Genomic DNA, 15,384 nt, shown 5'->3' with positions numbered 1-15,384 from the left:
TACAGTATGCAAAGGAATCTGCTTTAAATCAGGAACTTTATGTAAGCTAATTCGTAATAAGGAGTATAACATTGGGTTTTAATATTGATCACGAATACTATTCTTAGAAGGGGCATACATAAATGAGCTTTTTGTTAACGACAGTTATCTTCGCTGCACTTATCATAGGTATTTCACTGATTTTCAAAAAGAAGAAACCTATAATGTTTTTAATACCTACTTTGTTTACTGTGTTAAGTATTGTCTTGTTGATTATTAGTTTCCCTATCGGAGGTTGGGAAGGATTGGGGATAACAGGTATTAGCATTGCATTGTTAATCTCTTCGGCTGCAGCTCTTATTATTGTAGGCTTTATAGGATTTTTAAGTTCGAATGAGAATTAGCATTCTTGCTGACGGATAAAGGAGATAAACGAAAATGGAAATAGATTTTTTCTGGATCGGGTTAGGAATAGCGGCATTCGGATACTTCATAGGTAATGGACTTAAGATTTTTAAAAATCCAGAAGCTTCGTTTCAATTTGAAGACGAATATCCTACCCTAATTAAGGAGAAGGATCTGCATACATATTTGAACCTTAATAAGGCGGAGGGTGCGGACTTGTTGTCTAAGCATCCCAACGCTCCAAAAATTGAATTGAATGGAACTACATATTATCCATACCAGCAATTTATGAAATGGATAACGTCAAAAGAAATTTACCTATAGGGAAGGAATTGAGCAATCGTGCAAATGACTTTACGTGCGGTAGACGCGGATAACTGGCATGGCTGTATAAAGCTGTCGGTAAGTGATGAACAAAAAAAGTATGTAGCTGAGAATGCTGAATCCCTTGCACAAGCTGCTTATCAAAAGCAATGGTATCCGCATGCTATTTATGCGGAGGATACGCTAGTCGGTTTCTTGATGTTCGGGACAGATGAGGAAACGAAACGGATAGAATTATGCCGTTTTATGCTAGATAAGCAGCACCAGGGGAAGGGTTATGGAAAAGCTGCTCTTATGATGCTGCTAGAGCTGATTAAAATCAGGTATGGAGCAATTTCCTTTTATACGAGTATTGTGCCGGGGAATGCTGCGGCCGAGAAGCTTTATGAAAGTGCAGGATTTGTGATGACAGGTGAAATTATGTGGGATGAATTAGTGATGAAAAAAGAACTTGCATAAATTATATCGTTTTATGTGATACAAGAGAGACACCTTTAGAGGTGTCTTTTTTGTTTACCATAAACTAGGCAAATGCAACAATTTAACATTTTCACTGGACACGACGGAAAAATGGAGGTATTATATGTGCAACACCACTTGTAATACAAGTATACAAGTATATGGGTTTACAAGAGGATCACTTAGGAACAGGAGTGTGGCATATGCAGCAAACGAGTGTTGAACAGTTGAAACAGCATGCGATTGAATTACGCAAGACAGCAGTCACGATGGTGTATGAAGCACAGTCTGGGCACCCGGGAGGTTCCTTGTCGGCTGCGGATGTTATATCTGCTTTATATTTCAGAGAGATGAATGTAGATCCGGCCAATCCGAAATGGGAAGATCGGGATCGTTTCGTTTTATCGAAAGGGCATGTAGCCCCGATACAATATGCAGCTTTAGCGTTGCGAGGCTTTGTTTCAAATGAAAGCGTATACACTTTGCGTCAGTACGGATCCCCATTCCAAGGGCATCCGGATATGAAAAAATGCCCTGGAATTGATATCTCAACAGGTTCCTTAGGCCAAGGTCTATCCTGTGCAGTCGGCATGGCGATTGCAGGACAGCGTGATGAAAAAGACTACCGCGTATTTGCGATGGTAGGCGATGGGGAATGCCAGGAAGGACAAATTTGGGAAGCTATTCAAGCGGCAGTCAAATATAAGCTGGATAACTTAATCGTATTCGTGGATAACAATCGACTGCAAATAGATGGCTTCTGTGAGGACGTAATGCCGCTGCTCGATTTGGAAAAGAAATTCGATGCATTCGGTTTTGATACAACTCGTATTGACGGCCATAGCATGGAACAGATAGTCGAGACATTGGATACCTTTGCGAAGCAGAAGAACGGGAAGCCGAAGTGCATTGTCTGCGATACCGTGAAAGGAAAAGGTGTTTCTTATATGGAGGACCAAGCTGCATGGCACGGTACAGCACCGAACAAAGAAGAATTCGAGTTGGCAATCAAGGAACTAGAAGGAGGCTTGCCGGTATGAGTGTGACAAAAAAAGCCGTCGAGAAAAAAGCGACAAGAGCTGCATTTGGAGACGAGATTGTCCGTTTGGGTGAGTCAAATAAAGATATTTACGTTGTGGATATTGATATCGGGAAATCCTGCAAAACGGATAAATTCATCGAAAAATTCCCAATGCAACATATCAATGTTGGGATCGCAGAACAGAATGGAGCAGGTATCGCGGCAGGACTTGCGACAACAGGGAAGATTCCTTTCATCAGTACGTATGCGGTGTTCGGATCCCTTCGTATGGCAGAGCAAATTCGTCAGGAAGTCTGCTATCCGAACTTGAATGTGAAGATTGCTTGCTCCCACGGCGGGCTGACACCAGGAAATGACGGCGGAAGTCACCAGGCGATTGAGGACATGGGCGTGATGCGATCATTCCCGAATATGACAGTCATTATGGGAGCGGATTATCATTCTACTCGCAAATTGATTGCCGAAGCAGCTGCCATGTACGGTCCGGTTTACCTGCGGTTCACGCGTGATGCGGTACCAATGATTTATGACGAGAATGAGACATTTGAAATCGGCAAAGCAAAGCAGCTCCGTGACGGAGAGGATATTGCCATCATTGCAAACGGCGATACCGTACGTCTAGCAATCGAAGCTGCTGAACAGCTCGAGCAAAATGGTGTTTCCGTCAAGCTGCTGGATATGCATACGATCAAACCGCTTGATGTAGAAGCAGTCAAAGATTGTTTGGATATCGGCAGCATCATTACTGTTGAAGATCACAACATTCTTAATGGTCTTGGCAGCGCAGTAGCAGAAGTTATAGCTGAAGCAGGGAAAGGTCAGTTAGCTCGTATCGGTGTACAGGACAGATTCGGTGAATCTGCACCTTATGAAAAGCTACTCGAAATCAACGGCATTACCGTAGAAAACATTATTGCAAAAGCAAATCAATTACTTACAAACTAATAGCATAGGAGTCTGAAGAACATGTTCAAATTGGATGATCGAGTCGCAATCGTTACAGGTAGTGGATCTGCAAAAGGAATCGGCCGAACTATCGCACTGACACTTGCCGAGCAAGGTGCAAAAGTAGTTATTGCCGATATGAATAAGGAAGGTATCGAAGAGACTGTAGCTGTCATAACAGAAGCCGGCGGGACAGCTCTTGGAGTGGAAGTCAATGTAACAGATAAAGCTTCTGTCGATGCAATGGTGGAGAAGACGCTGGAAGCATTCGGGCGTATTGATATCCTTGTCAACAATGCCGGCATCTCGCAAAAAGTGACTGTAGAGGAAATGACACTCACTGACATCACAAAGGTTTTCAACGTCAATATGTTCGGGCTGTTTCTTTGCACGCAAGCGGTATTGCAACCAATGCGTAAGCAGAAATTCGGCCGCATCGTCAGTTTGTCTTCCGTTTCAGCGAAGCGCGGAGGTGGTGTTTTTGGAGGGGCGCATTACTCGGCATCCAAAGCAGCTGTACTTGGATTCTCCAAGAACCTTGCACGGGAAGTGGGACTGGATGGCATCACTGTTAACTGTGTTGCGCCGGGATTAGTGAATACGGATATTTGGAAGTCGCTGCCGCAGGAAGATGCATTGCAAGTCATCTCTGGTATTCCGCTTGGCAGACCAGGGGAGACGAAGGAAATTGCTTCTGCTGTTGCATTTCTTGCATCAGAAGAATCCTCCTATATTACTGGGGAAGAGATTGATATCAATGGTGGCTCGCACATGGACTAAAGAACTGGGGCGGGCCACCTAGCCCCGTCCTGCATCAGAAATGATTGGAGGGTTAATCTTGGAGCAGCACATGCTGGAGAAATCAACTACTCGGAAAGTGACATTACGTCTGATACCGTTTCTGTTTCTTTGTTTCTTCATCTCGATCCTGGATCGTGTGAATATCAGTTTTGCAGCTTTACAGATGAATGAAGATCTTGGTTTTTCAAATGCTGTATATGGTCTGGGAGCGGGTATATTCTTCTTAGGTTACTTCCTGCTGGAAGTGCCGGGAAGCGCGATAATGACCCGAATTGGAGCGCGGTGCTGGATCAGTCGAATCATGATTTCGTGGGCGATTATCGCGATTCTCATGGCATTTGTAACAGAACCTTGGCAGTTTTATACTGCGAGATTCCTCTTAGGAGTAGCTGAAGCAAGCTTCTATCCATGTATGGTGTATTACTTGAGTGGGTTCTTCCAATCGAAGCACCATGCGAAGGCCATTGCTGCCTTCATGCTGGCCATACCTGGAGCTAATGCAGTTGGGGCCCCATTATCTACGTTCTTGATGCAGATTAATTGGTTGAATCTTGCAGGATGGCAGTGGTTGTTTATTTTGGAAGCGGTTCCAGCTATGATTCTAGGAATCATCTGCTTCTTCTATTTGGATGATCGTTTAGAAGATGTGAAATGGCTGAAGGAAGAAGAGAGGAACTGGCTGCTGGAAGTAACACAAAAAGAAAAGGAGGCGAAGCAGCAGGTAAAGCATTATACGTTTGCGCAGGCACTGAAGGATCGAGATGTCCTGATTCTATCCGCGGGCTACTTCTGCTGGATGTTCGGCTACTATGGCATCAATATGTTCCTGCCGACCGTAACAGAGTCTATGTCTGAATCCTTGTCTATCAGTACACAGGGGCTGGGCTGGCTGCTCGGGCTCATGTATGCTATCGCCATGGTGGCAATGATCCTTGTCGGGAATCACTCAGATAAAAAGAACGAAAGACGTTGGCATGTGGCTGCTTGTTTAACAACAAGTGCAATCGCTATGATTGCGAGTAGTTATGTGGCGGAATCGAATATCATTCTTTCCTTTGTGTTACTCACAATTGCATTGTGCGGGGCTTTCGGAGCGTACTCTCCGTTTTGGGCAATACCTCCTTCCTTCCTTACTGAATCAGCCGCTGCAGGTGCGATTGCTTTGATCAACAGTATTGGGAATCTTGGCGGATTCTTCGGACCGTATGCCGTCGGTTATATCAGAGATACAACAGGTTCTTTCACAATGAGTATGTTTTTCCTTGGTATAAGCATGATTCTAAGCTCGCTTATCATAATATTCCTAGTGAAGCAGTCCGGAAAAGCAGTCTCTCGGATTGCTGAAAAGAAACTCGGTAAATCAAGCTGATAGATGCATGACAAAAAAATCAATCGGAGGCGAAGAAAATGGAAGAGAGATTAAATTCGAAGCAAACGATTATTTGTCAAGATTGCGATGATGTGATTGATGTGACAGTCAGTCCCGAAGGCGGTCGCACTTTATACGGTGTCTGCCCGGAATGCTCAGACGATAGCAATACAGCCCAATGATGAAAAGAGGAGTCAGCATCTGCTGACTCCTCTTATACTTTCCAATACCGTTCATACAGGTTATCCATGTGAAGCTTCATCAAGGCTTCTGCTTTTTCCGCGTCATGATCCTCAATCGCTTCGATTAAATTCTTGTGCTCATGGAAATTTACGCCGCGAAAATCAGGTCTTGTTACTGTACGATCACGGATGAAAGTCCACATTTGCTGCTGCTTCATGGCGCTGCTGATGGTTGCCATGAACTGGATGTATAGGTCGTTATGGGAAGCTTTTGCTATTCCGTTATGCAATTTTTCATCCGTTTCCGGAACGTATACGCCTTCATTCGTTTCCTTTTCCATTTGCTTGATTGTTTCATTCAGTTCCTTCAAATCTTCTTCCGTCGCACGCATGGCCGCAAATCGTACGATAAGCGGTTCGATGTTCATCCGAGCTTCCACGATATCCTCTGGAGAGACATTTGATAAGAAAGCAGGGGAATAAATCTCATCTGCGGGCAAGGACTTGATGTAGACGCCTTCTCCTTGTCTGGAGAAAGTGAAACCGTTCATCTCCAGCGCACTCAATGCCTGTCGGACTGGCGCCCTGCTTACACCGAATTGTTCACATAGTTCTCGTTCCGAGGGAAGCTTGTCACCGATTTTGAAAGCACCAGACTTCATTTGCTCGACGATTTGTTCGTAAATTTGTATGTATAATCGTTTATTTGTGACTGGATTAAAGTTCATAATGACCACCTCATCATAGAAGTTCCTGCTTAAATTATACTTGTTTGCTGGAATAACGGCAAAGAAAGCCCTGATGTACAAGTAATAATATGTCTAAATGATGAAGAGCCATCACTTTTTTCGAGGATGGCAGAGAAAATTATTAACTTATATAATGGCTCCAAGGAAGTTACTTTGAACCATTATTCAGTAACTCTTTATAATGATGTATCTTGCGTGCAATTTTATCTAGATTTTCTGTTAAATGATCTATTTGTTCTTGAACTTGGTTGTGGTGATTTTCCAAGAGTTCTAGACGAAGAGCGATTGTTTCATCTCCCATGCTCCTTAGGGAGGAAAATTGTTGCATTTGTGCTATCGGCATACTTGTAGACCGCAGTCTAAGCAGGAAATGAATCCAGGAGATATCGGCCTGGGTGTACATTCGATAACTATGTTCATTCCTGCCAATCTTGTTAAGTAGGCCAAGCTCTTCATAATAGCGCAGTGTGTGTGGGGACAGTCCTGTCATGTCGGAAACTTTTTGAATGGTAAATGTTTGAATTTTCATGGATTTATCCTAACACAATTAATTCCTCCTTGCTATAGAGTTCACTCGAAGGTATATGCTCATTTTGTATTTCATTTTATTTTCATAGGAGGAAAAATTATGAAAAGCGAACGATATTTGCGCGGTATGGAAAGGTTGATGGAAGTAGATGGGACAGGGGGAGAGCGTGTGATATCCTCTCTGCAGACAATTGCCCCCGATCTGGCTGACTATGTTGTCGAATTTGCTTTCGGAGATGTTTATTCCAGGGAAGGCCTTGATTTGAAGCAGAGACAGCTAGTGACGATAGCATCACTTACTACCCAGGGAGGCTGTGAGCCACAATTGGAGGTGCATATAAATGCAGCACTTAATGTTGGGTTGCAGAATCATGAAATTATTGAAGCTATTATGCACTGTGTACCGTATACTGGTTTTCCCAGAGTACTCAATGCCACTTTCGTTGCAAAGAAAATATTTGAGGTAAGAAATGGAGATGTGAAGTAAGTCATTTTTCGGTTATCTTTATAAATTGCTGTCTAAGTAATATTCAAGGTTAGGGTTAGGAGTTGAGACAGTTTTCGTTTAGAAAATCATAACCCTCCTTGAAAGGGCAGCTTCCTAAAAAAGACCTTTGACTATCTCTTTTCAGGTATATATAATGAAACTGAATCCATTATCTAAGGAGGATTATTAAAAAATGACACACGCAATGAGACTTCGTTTCCCAGCTTTGAACCAGTAATTGAATACGTTCAAAGGCTCTGTTTGTACAACAGAGTAAACGGGATCAGTCTGTCCTTTTTTAATAATCTTCTTTATAGAATAGTTGACGTGAGAAATAAGACGATTACATGTCTTTTTTTAGTGTCCACTTATCCCAATGAGAAATCCAGCTGGTAGCTGATATCTTTTCGTTTACTCTGAAACTGCAGACGAGTCGTCTGTGGTTTTTTTGCATTTTAAATGATTGGGGAGTGCTGGCAATGCAATTTTTATTATTCTTTTGATACGGGTCTGATTTAAAGGCTCGTATCGATCCTAGCTATCGATACGGAATAAAACATTTCGGGAGGTAGCAACGATGGAAAAAATCTGTTTTGAATTAGAAAATATCGAGGTCACGTATTTAGATAAAGATGTGCTGCGCATTGAACGTTTAGCGGTCCATCAATTTGATCGTATCGGCATTGTAGGAAAGAATGGTGCTGGTAAGAGTACTCTATTAAAGCTGCTTGCAGACTTCAAGCAGCCGACGGGCGGAACGGTACATCGGCACGCGGATAGCGGCTATTTTGAGCAGCTGGAAGCTCCGGCAGCAGCAGAAGCTGACCCTTCATTGATGGGAAAGCTGGCAGTGCCGAAAGGTAGGCAGCAACTAAGCGGGGGAGAGCAGACAAGATTAAAACTCGCACAATTGTTTACCCATTATTATGAGGCGCTATTAATTGATGAGCCGACAACACATTTAGACCAAGATGGTATATCATTTTTACTGGATGAACTGCGCTATTATTATGGAGCTTTGGTACTCATCAGTCATGATCGTGCTGTACTTGATGAACTTGTCACGACGATATGGGAAGTGTCTGATGGAAAAGTGAGCGTGTACCAAGGAAATTACAGTAATTATGCGGCTCAAAAAGAGTTGGAACGCGAACAGCAGATGCAGGCGCATGAACAATATAAGAAGGAAAAGAGCAGACTTGAAAAAGCAGCCCATGACAAAATGAAAAAGGCAGAAAAAATCGCGCAGGCTGGTAACATGTCTAAAAAGGAATCAAAGTCAAAAGCAAATCGAATCATTGAAACGAAATCAAAAGGCACGAGCCAAAAAGCGATGCAGCGGGCGGCCAAAGCGATAGAAAACCGAATGGAGAAGCTGCAGGAAGTCGAACCTGTGCAAGCGGAGCACTCGATTACTTTTCCACGTTCCAAGCATTTGGAGATGCATAATAAATTTCCGGTTATGGCAGACCGGCTTACGCTTAAAGTGAAAAGCCAAGTGTTATTGGAGGATGTCAGCTTCCAAATGCCTCTCGGTAAAAAGATTGTCATTACCGGAAGAAATGGTTCTGGCAAGAGTTCTTTATTGCAGCATATCGCTGATGGTGGAGAAGGGCTGGTACTTTCTCCAAAAGCAACAATCGGCTATTTCCAGCAAATGAGTTATCAATTTACAACAGATGAATCTGTGCTGCAGTTTATCAGAAAAAGATCTGTTCATGATGAGGGGTTTTTGCGGAGTGTTCTGGATTACATGCAGTTTAAAGGCACTGATTTGGCAAAGAAGGTATCTGCTTTAAGCGGTGGTGAATCGATTAGATTACATCTATGTCAGTTGTTCTTGGGAGAGTATAACATTTTGTTATTGGATGAACCGACCAACTTTCTCGATATACACGCGCGTGAGGCATTGGAACAATTTATAACGGCTTATAAGGGAACGATTATCTTTGTCTCGCATGATCGGAGATTCATTGATAATGTGGCAGACTTACGCTTTGATATTTATGGGAAAAAGCTAATACAACATGGATTTTAAGCGTAGGAGAGATTGGGATAATAAGAGAGGCAATTTATACTAATAACTGTTGATTGAACAAGAAGCACATCTCTTAGTAGTTAAGAGGTGTGTTTTTGAGGTTTTATGAGAGCGCTTTACTATAAATGTGAGAAAAAGCTGTGGCTTCATATAACAGGCCACAGAAAGGAGATCAAATACTCACTCGTTCAGATTTTTCATAAGCAAGACTGTCCTTTTGTCTTAGCTGCTCAACAGCAGATTGTAATGCCCAAATACGCAGCTCCAGGGATAGTGCGAAGCGTTTTTCAGGGTCTGAAAGCAGACCAATCACGCTTTCTATTCTGTCCATATATCCATATACGGTTTGTCTGGAGGTGCCTACATGGTGGGCAACCGTAGTGATGGATAAACCATGGTCAAGCAGGAGGCGGAGTATTTGCAGCAATCTTGCCGTATTCTTCAGCTCAAAAAGCGGCTTGATCAGCTTTATTTGTGGCAATGAATCGGTGCGCAGGAGAGGGAGCAGCATATGAAACGGGCTGCCTTCGCCTAGAATACAGAGGGAATCGGAAACAGCACGGCTGTTTACTAATTCCATCGCGACTTGTGCCTCCCAAACTTTTTCAGAGAGCAGTGTTTCAGAGGATAACATATCTTCTGTCGGGCTGGATGAACTGATGCCTCCTGCTAGTTTATCAGGGCAAGGAATGTTCAAGAGCGTATTGGATGAAGGCAGCTTTGACAGAAACAGAACGTGGCACTCCTTATCTTCAATTGCATAGAAAAGAGGTTCGTCTCGGCTGGCTTCTAATTTTTTGATAGTAGTTGTCAGATGTTCCGTGCCTTCTTCACTGGTAAAAATCCCTGCAAATGCAAACGGAAAACAACTATTGGAAACGAAGCGGGTGCTTTTTTCCGTTACGAGTGATTGATGGAACATAAACTTATCCAGAGCAATATCTATGTCTGATTTTGACTTGGTTGGGATGGGGTGTTGCGGCAGCGGCATAGCAGTGTTTCCTGCAGAATAGGAAGAAACTTCATACGAGTGCAGCGGATGCCGTATGAACTCCTTTGCCCATTTTTGGGTGACCTGTTCAATTTCCTGACGTGAGGTCTCTAAGCGTGCCACATGCTCCAGAATCTTCATGATGGAATCCTTCGAGTGCAGAAAAACAGAAGGAATTTCGTTTTCATCTGCAAGGGAGCAGATAAGTCCGCCTCCTATAATCGCATCGGTACCTGACTGCTTTAGAGATAAAAGCAAGGAAGCTGCTTCTTCTTGGGATCGGTATGAGAAGTATTCGTACTCTCCGTCAAGTGTCAGGAGTGCATCCTGACAAGATTGTAATTCCTCGCCATAATGCACGACCGCAATCTTTTTCCCGAACTGCCTTGCTTGGAGGGCAGCCTGAAGCAAATCATAGCGAGTGATCGGTATAGGCAGGATGGGCAGATCGGATCGATAATTACTTCTATCCAGCATGGTCCAATGGGCTCCGCCTGTGATGATCATATTCGGCTTGATTGTTTGAAGATGCGTGTTCAGGAAATGGACGACACCACCGAAGCTGACATCTCTGATTGTTACATCAGGCAGCTGATTCATAGAATCCATGACCTGCTGGACAACATGCGTTAATTTAGGATGACTTAGAATTAGCACTTTAGAGCTCACTATAACACCCCTTCTCCAATTTTTCGAAACATGGCAGCCGGCTTCATTTTCAAAAGAATATAACATGACACTGCAGTTATTACAAAGCTTGTGTAACATATGCTTACATAGCAATTTGTTAAACAGGTATTAACAGTATGCCAACTATGAGAAAAAGAGATTAGGCAGGATAATGTGTGAAAGCATGTATGACTTTATATTTCAGAAAATTAAGAAAATGGAGGTATGGAATGTATAAATCGCTTAAAAGAATGGTGGAGGTATGACCCAGCAAAAGAAGCAAATTCACTTGATTCTGTGCATGAGCCACTTACGTTTGATAAGCGGAGAAAGGCCTGGCCGCTCTTGATTCTCGGGTTTACGTGGGGATTCTTAGTCACAGGCCTGCTGATAGGCGGAACAATCGGACCGGAGCTACCGTTTTTCACCGGCACAATACCTGCCACACTCATTGGCTGTTTGGTATTGTTCTTGATTGCTGCTTTAACAGGCATGGTTGGCTATAAATTAGGCGGTACCAATGACATGGCATTTCAATTCGCCTATGGCAAAATGGGCAGAAGGATACCTGCAATCTTCCTGATAATTGTCATTATGGGATTTCAAGGAGTAGTAGTCGGAGGGACAGCGAGTTTCTGGCTGAAGGGAACAGATCATCCGGCCTTTTTCTGGGTAGCGCTGTTTTTTGGTCTATTGTTTACTGTCACTTGTTATATAGGAATCGATTTGATCGAGAAAATATCGAACCCGGCTATGGCCTTGCTGATCGTCGTAAGTATCTATGCGATTTTTTATAATATAAACAAAGCTGGCGGATGGACTGCTTTTAATGATCAGACCGTAACGATGGCAGCCAGTTCTGATGGAGGAACAGTAACCTTTGCAGCGGCTATCAACTTGGTGATCGGCTCATGGATTACAGGTGCAGTGCTCACCTCTGATTTCACCAGATTCGCCAGGAATAAGTGGGTGGCACGCGGCATGCAGTTTAGTTGTTTCTTTTTAACCCAAGTGCTTCTGATTGTTATGGGAGCGATTGGTGCAGTTACGAGCGGTTCCTATGATTTTACGATTTATCTTAGCGGAATTTCTCCGCTCATTGGTATTGTCGCCTTGATCGCGATGACACTGGCAATGTGGACTTCTTCCAATACGAATTTATATCTACCTGCCAGTCAAGTTGCATCAATCTTTAAGCGGCCATTTAAAGTAGCTGTCGTCATTTGCGGTGTCATCGGGACCCTTTTAGGAGCATTAGGCTTTTTTGAGCAATTTTCCACCTTTATCAACGGTATAGGGGCAGTCGTACCCGCTTTGGCAGGTACGATGATAGCAGATTTCTGGATCGTTCACCGTACAAAATATAAAGTGGAGTATCTGACAAAGCTTCCGAGGTATAATGCTCCAGCCATCATTGCTGCATTTGGCGGAATCCTAATAACACTCATGGCTACAGGATTGCCTTTCGCAGGCTTGGATCCAGTTTCCTTCCTAGCACAGCCTTGGATGGTGCCTTCGATATTAGGTGTAGTGTGCTCTGTAATCGTTTATCTGGCCGTTTTCTATTTATTCCAAGCAATGGGGATTAGGTCTGGTTATGCCAAGGCAATCACAGTTGATTCTCTTATGGAAGATGAACCCAAAGCAGGCGATGTGATAAATACGATTTAGTATCCATTTTGTCTTAAAATCGAAGGTTCCGTTTTTTTAAAGGAATGTCAGACATATGGACCTGGCATTAAATAATAAGTGTAAAAATATTCAGAAATTATTGGCTTTAAGTTTTGTATATTTTATATTTCTAATAAACGGAAAAACATAGGACACGGGGTGTTAACTGGAGAGTATCCGACGCCGACTGTATATTCATAGCTGAAACTTTTCCAATTGAGATAAGAAAAGGTGGCAAGACTCTTGTTATAAAGGGTGCTTGTCACCTTTTTTCTTTGAAAAAAGATGCTTTGCCAGGTACTATAGTAACGCATTTTATGGTAAAATATGGACTTTTGTTATATATGGGCTTTCTGGAACCTCTGATATAATAGTAGGACAATAGCATAGGTGACTCAAGGGTGGTTTGCGCATTACTCTTTCCTTTAACGGAGGGTGGTGTAGCGGATGACGGTGGCTGAGGCGTTGACGTTGATGATCGGATTTGGAACGTTGATTGTTGCGATCTTGTCGGAAAAGAACGAGAAAAAATAACCACCCTTGAGTTGGCAGCTCGAGAAGGGTGGTAATGTTTCCTCTTTTTCGCGCAGATCCCCTAGGGAACCATGCTATTACTGGACAGACCGATTGGTGTTGGCAGCACCGAACGGTCTTTTTCTGTGCACAAATATTATAGTAACGCAATTGGAAGGGATTGTCATGTGACTATTGGAGTAAATGCTGCTTACTAATCCATTTCCGTAATTGGTCTTTGTCAAACCGGTTTTATGTACTGCAGTCCTATTGGTAAGCGATTGACTTATCCATGGGGTTGTTCCCTTGTAATGCTTGTCTACATTTTACCGGACAGCAAGAACCAGCTAAGTAACTATAATTGGTGCTTCGGACATATAGAAATTAGACCTATAAAATATTTGAAGATTATTTAAACCCTTGGTACTGTAATTGTATAGATGGTGAAACAATTCGGAAAAGAGGCATCGGGAGGAAGAATGATACCAATAGTCTCTTTGAGAGCCTGCTGCGTACTGCATGTAGTATCTTCTCATTAGATTCATTAAAATAAATAACATGCAATATTATTTAAATTTTCTAAAAGTATTGACTTTATTTTATACATAATTTATATTTCAACTAACAATTAAATAAACTTATCAAGAGAGGTGGAGGGACTGGCCCTAGGATACCTCGGCAGCAGACTTTTTAAAGCACTGTGCCAAATCCAGCAAGCGTATGCTTGAAAGATAAGAGGAGTATAACGGAACGGTTTTTTTACCTCTTCTTATTTAAAGAAGAGGTTTTTTTAATGCCCGAAGTACACTATGGAAAGGGAGATTTGAATGGAGACTATAATTGCTAATGATGCCACACAATATGTGAAAATAGCAGCAACTTTAGCTCAGGAGTTTTCGAAGGACGCGGCAGAACGTGATAAAGCTGGCGGTACAGCTAAGGTACAGCGAGACGCTTTAAGGGAAAGTGGACTATTGAATCTTATTATTCCTAAAGAGTACGGAGGAGAAGGACAGCCTTGGTCTATTGTTCTTAAAATTGCTCGAGAATTAGCCAAAACGGATGCGGCTCTTGGACATTTGTATGGCTACCATGCTTTTCAAACAGTTTTGCCGCATATTGCGGGTACTGCAAAACAAAAAGAGTATTTTTATACGCAATCAGCAAAAAACAATTGGTTTTGGGGAAACTCGTCTAACCCGATTGAGCCTAGTTTAATCGGGAGAAGGCAAGGAGACTCTTTTACTCTGAATGGACATAACACGTTTAGCACTGGTGCTAAGGATTCTGATCGCTTGGCTATCACATGGTACGATAATGCGGAAAAAACAACCTTCTATCTTGGAATTATTCCAAGTTCTAGACAAGGTGTCACGATCAATACCGATTGGGACGGTATGGGGCAAAGACAAACGGATAGCGGATCCGTTACCTTTGAAAATGTTGTAGTGGAAGCAGATGAAGTTATTGATTTCACGGAATCTAAAGGAACCCCTTTTGCCACTTTTGATGCCATTTTATCGCAGATTGTTTTAGCGAATGTTTTTGTTGGTTCTGCTGAAGGAGCATTAGAAGAAGCAAAGAAATACACAATTGAGAAATCACGACCATGGTATCTTACAAATTATGAAGAAGCTATTGATGATCCTTTTATTCAACGGAGCTATGGGGATCTTTGGATTGATGTTCAAGCTGCAGTTCAATTAGTGGAAAAAGCCGGGGAAAAGGTAGACGAGGCTTGGGCAAAGGATCGTTCGCTTACAGAGGAAGAACGGGGAGAAACGGCTCTTTTCACAGGCGCAGCGAATGCTTTTGGAACCAAGGTTGCCTTACACGTGACAAGCGAAATTTTTCAGGTAATGGGTGCTCGTTCAGCTACCAGGAAAAACAACTTTGATCGGTTTTGGAGAAATGTTCGCACCCATTCCCTTCATAATCCTATTGAATACAAACGGAAAAACATAGGGCGTTGGATGTTGACTGGGGAGTATCCAACGCCTACTGTTTATTCATAAGAAACATCATGTATGTTTTATATCAAAAGAAGCACTATAAGAAACATTAACTTGGAGAATTTATAAAGAAAACAAGCTTGTTAGGCTGCCAGGCTATCGAATCCTTATGGTATACGGCAGCCTAATTTTTTTTGGTCCGCTCTATTTCATCTACAGTCAATTCGTTCTCTATCTTCTTTGATCAGAATGCTCAAGACCTCTGGATAGTTTCTATTCA

Annotated in this window: 17 protein-coding genes and 1 riboswitch; of the genes, 14 read left to right on the top strand and 3 right to left on the bottom strand. The window is 42.6% G+C overall.

The features are described from left to right. The first annotated feature begins 122 nt into the window (after positions 1–122). The 8 genes from CHH48_RS09805 to CHH48_RS19330 all read left to right on the top strand — a co-directional run bounded on the left by CHH48_RS09805 (position 123) and on the right by CHH48_RS19330 (position 5,506). Positions 123–383 (top strand): YesK family protein, encoded by a 261-nt coding sequence (locus tag CHH48_RS09805; protein WP_095218965.1) that lies wholly within the window; start codon positions 123–125, stop codon positions 381–383. Between the two features lie 34 nt (positions 384–417). Next, positions 418–708 carry a DNA-binding protein gene (locus tag CHH48_RS09800; RefSeq protein WP_095218964.1) on the top strand — a complete coding sequence of 97 codons (291 nt, stop codon included), beginning with the start codon at positions 418–420 and terminating at the stop codon, positions 706–708. 24 nt (positions 709–732) lie between these two features. Next, a complete protein-coding gene (locus CHH48_RS09795) occupies positions 733–1,167 on the top strand; it encodes a GNAT family N-acetyltransferase (protein WP_245840345.1) in 435 nt (144 codons plus the stop codon). Positions 1,168–1,370: 203 nt separating this feature from the next. Next, positions 1,371–2,207 carry a transketolase gene (locus CHH48_RS09790; protein ID WP_176466394.1) on the top strand — a complete coding sequence of 279 codons (837 nt, stop codon included), beginning with the start codon at positions 1,371–1,373 and terminating at the stop codon, positions 2,205–2,207. Further along, positions 2,204–3,154, top strand: coding sequence for a transketolase family protein (locus CHH48_RS09785; RefSeq protein ID WP_093727204.1), 951 nt, complete (start codon positions 2,204–2,206; stop codon positions 3,152–3,154). The genes CHH48_RS09790 and CHH48_RS09785 overlap by 4 nt, the downstream gene beginning before the upstream one ends. Before the next feature lie 21 nt (positions 3,155–3,175). Beyond that, positions 3,176–3,934 carry an SDR family NAD(P)-dependent oxidoreductase gene (locus CHH48_RS09780; protein WP_095218961.1) on the top strand — a complete coding sequence of 253 codons (759 nt, stop codon included), beginning with the start codon at positions 3,176–3,178 and terminating at the stop codon, positions 3,932–3,934. A gap of 58 nt (positions 3,935–3,992) precedes the next feature. Then, positions 3,993–5,324 (top strand): MFS transporter, encoded by a 1,332-nt coding sequence (locus CHH48_RS09775; RefSeq protein WP_095218960.1) that lies wholly within the window; start codon positions 3,993–3,995, stop codon positions 5,322–5,324. A gap of 38 nt (positions 5,325–5,362) precedes the next feature. Beyond that, a complete protein-coding gene (locus CHH48_RS19330; RefSeq protein WP_141230063.1) occupies positions 5,363–5,506 on the top strand; it encodes a GapA-binding peptide SR1P in 144 nt (47 codons plus the stop codon). 32 nt (positions 5,507–5,538) lie between these two features. Here the strand turns inward: CHH48_RS19330 and CHH48_RS09770 are convergent, their stop codons facing one another. After that, entirely contained in the window at positions 5,539–6,234 is a 696-nt protein-coding gene (locus CHH48_RS09770; RefSeq protein WP_095218959.1) for a FadR/GntR family transcriptional regulator, read from the bottom strand. Positions 6,235–6,403: 169 nt separating this feature from the next. Then, positions 6,404–6,784: a MerR family transcriptional regulator gene (locus tag CHH48_RS09765; protein WP_095218958.1), complete on the bottom strand. Its 381-nt coding sequence runs from the start codon at positions 6,782–6,784 to the stop codon at positions 6,404–6,406. Positions 6,785–6,883: 99 nt separating this feature from the next. Here CHH48_RS09765 and CHH48_RS09760 point away from each other — a divergent pair, with 99 nt between their 5' ends. The 3 genes from CHH48_RS09760 (at position 6,884) to CHH48_RS09755 (ending at position 9,308) form a co-directional block, all read left to right on the top strand. After that, positions 6,884–7,270, top strand: a complete 387-nt coding sequence (locus CHH48_RS09760) for a carboxymuconolactone decarboxylase family protein (protein WP_095218957.1) — start codon at positions 6,884–6,886, stop codon at positions 7,268–7,270. Positions 7,271–7,463: 193 nt separating this feature from the next. Then, positions 7,464–7,508 carry an erythromycin resistance leader peptide gene (locus CHH48_RS19925; RefSeq protein WP_108721263.1) on the top strand — a complete coding sequence of 15 codons (45 nt, stop codon included), beginning with the start codon at positions 7,464–7,466 and terminating at the stop codon, positions 7,506–7,508. Positions 7,509–7,847: 339 nt separating this feature from the next. Further along, positions 7,848–9,308: an Msr family ABC-F type ribosomal protection protein gene (locus tag CHH48_RS09755; RefSeq protein WP_095218956.1), complete on the top strand. Its 1,461-nt coding sequence runs from the start codon at positions 7,848–7,850 to the stop codon at positions 9,306–9,308. Between the two features lie 172 nt (positions 9,309–9,480). Here CHH48_RS09755 and CHH48_RS09750 read toward each other — a convergent pair whose 3' ends face one another. Continuing rightward, positions 9,481–10,968, bottom strand: coding sequence for a PrpR N-terminal domain-containing protein (locus CHH48_RS09750; RefSeq protein ID WP_176466395.1), 1,488 nt, complete (start codon positions 10,966–10,968; stop codon positions 9,481–9,483). A 225-nt stretch (positions 10,969–11,193) separates the two neighbouring features. Between CHH48_RS09750 and CHH48_RS09745 the strand changes: the two genes are divergently transcribed. The 3 genes from CHH48_RS09745 to CHH48_RS09740 all read left to right on the top strand — a co-directional run bounded on the left by CHH48_RS09745 (position 11,194) and on the right by CHH48_RS09740 (position 15,167). Then, entirely contained in the window at positions 11,194–12,639 is a 1,446-nt protein-coding gene (locus tag CHH48_RS09745) for a cytosine permease (RefSeq protein WP_095267106.1), read from the top strand. A 447-nt stretch (positions 12,640–13,086) separates the two neighbouring features. After that, a complete protein-coding gene (locus tag CHH48_RS19790; protein ID WP_255212168.1) occupies positions 13,087–13,173 on the top strand; it encodes a putative holin-like toxin in 87 nt (28 codons plus the stop codon). 614 nt (positions 13,174–13,787) lie between these two features. Next, positions 13,788–13,890: riboswitch (SAM riboswitch) on the top strand. Between the two features lie 89 nt (positions 13,891–13,979). Next, the gene (locus CHH48_RS09740) at positions 13,980–15,167 is read left to right on the top strand and encodes an acyl-CoA dehydrogenase family protein (RefSeq protein WP_095218953.1); all 1,188 of its coding nucleotides are present in this window, start codon (positions 13,980–13,982) and stop codon (positions 15,165–15,167) included. Positions 15,168–15,384 lie beyond the last annotated feature (217 nt).

Origin of the sequence: Terribacillus saccharophilus, from assembly GCF_002272075.1 — a bacterium.
Taxonomy (GTDB): Bacteria; Bacillota; Bacilli; order Bacillales; family Amphibacillaceae; genus Terribacillus; species Terribacillus saccharophilus_A.
Note: the sequence above shows the minus strand (reverse complement) of the source record. Positions and strands in the feature narration are given on the sequence as shown.

What these genes read in the sequence shown, in the direction of transcription:
- CHH48_RS09805 (WP_095218965.1), top strand. Translation starts at nt 123, where the DNA reads ATGAGCTTTTTGTTAACGACAGTTATCTTCGCTGCACTTATCATAGGT.
- CHH48_RS09800 (WP_095218964.1), top strand. Translation starts at nt 418, where the DNA reads ATGGAAATAGATTTTTTCTGGATCGGGTTAGGAATAGCGGCATTCGGA.
- CHH48_RS09795 (WP_245840345.1), top strand. Translation starts at nt 733, where the DNA reads ATGACTTTACGTGCGGTAGACGCGGATAACTGGCATGGCTGTATAAAG.
- CHH48_RS09790 (WP_176466394.1), top strand. Translation starts at nt 1,371, where the DNA reads ATGCAGCAAACGAGTGTTGAACAGTTGAAACAGCATGCGATTGAATTA.
- CHH48_RS09785 (WP_093727204.1), top strand. Translation starts at nt 2,204, where the DNA reads ATGAGTGTGACAAAAAAAGCCGTCGAGAAAAAAGCGACAAGAGCTGCA.
- CHH48_RS09780 (WP_095218961.1), top strand. Translation starts at nt 3,176, where the DNA reads ATGTTCAAATTGGATGATCGAGTCGCAATCGTTACAGGTAGTGGATCT.
- CHH48_RS19330 (WP_141230063.1), top strand. Translation starts at nt 5,363, where the DNA reads ATGGAAGAGAGATTAAATTCGAAGCAAACGATTATTTGTCAAGATTGC.
- CHH48_RS09770 (WP_095218959.1), bottom strand. Translation starts at nt 6,234, where the DNA reads ATGAACTTTAATCCAGTCACAAATAAACGATTATACATACAAATTTAC.
- CHH48_RS09765 (WP_095218958.1), bottom strand. Translation starts at nt 6,784, where the DNA reads ATGAAAATTCAAACATTTACCATTCAAAAAGTTTCCGACATGACAGGA.
- CHH48_RS09760 (WP_095218957.1), top strand. Translation starts at nt 6,884, where the DNA reads ATGAAAAGCGAACGATATTTGCGCGGTATGGAAAGGTTGATGGAAGTA.
- CHH48_RS09755 (WP_095218956.1), top strand. Translation starts at nt 7,848, where the DNA reads ATGGAAAAAATCTGTTTTGAATTAGAAAATATCGAGGTCACGTATTTA.
- CHH48_RS09745 (WP_095267106.1), top strand. Translation starts at nt 11,194, where the DNA reads ATGGAATGTATAAATCGCTTAAAAGAATGGTGGAGGTATGACCCAGCA.
- CHH48_RS19790 (WP_255212168.1), top strand. Translation starts at nt 13,087, where the DNA reads ATGACGGTGGCTGAGGCGTTGACGTTGATGATCGGATTTGGAACGTTG.
- CHH48_RS09740 (WP_095218953.1), top strand. Translation starts at nt 13,980, where the DNA reads ATGGAGACTATAATTGCTAATGATGCCACACAATATGTGAAAATAGCA.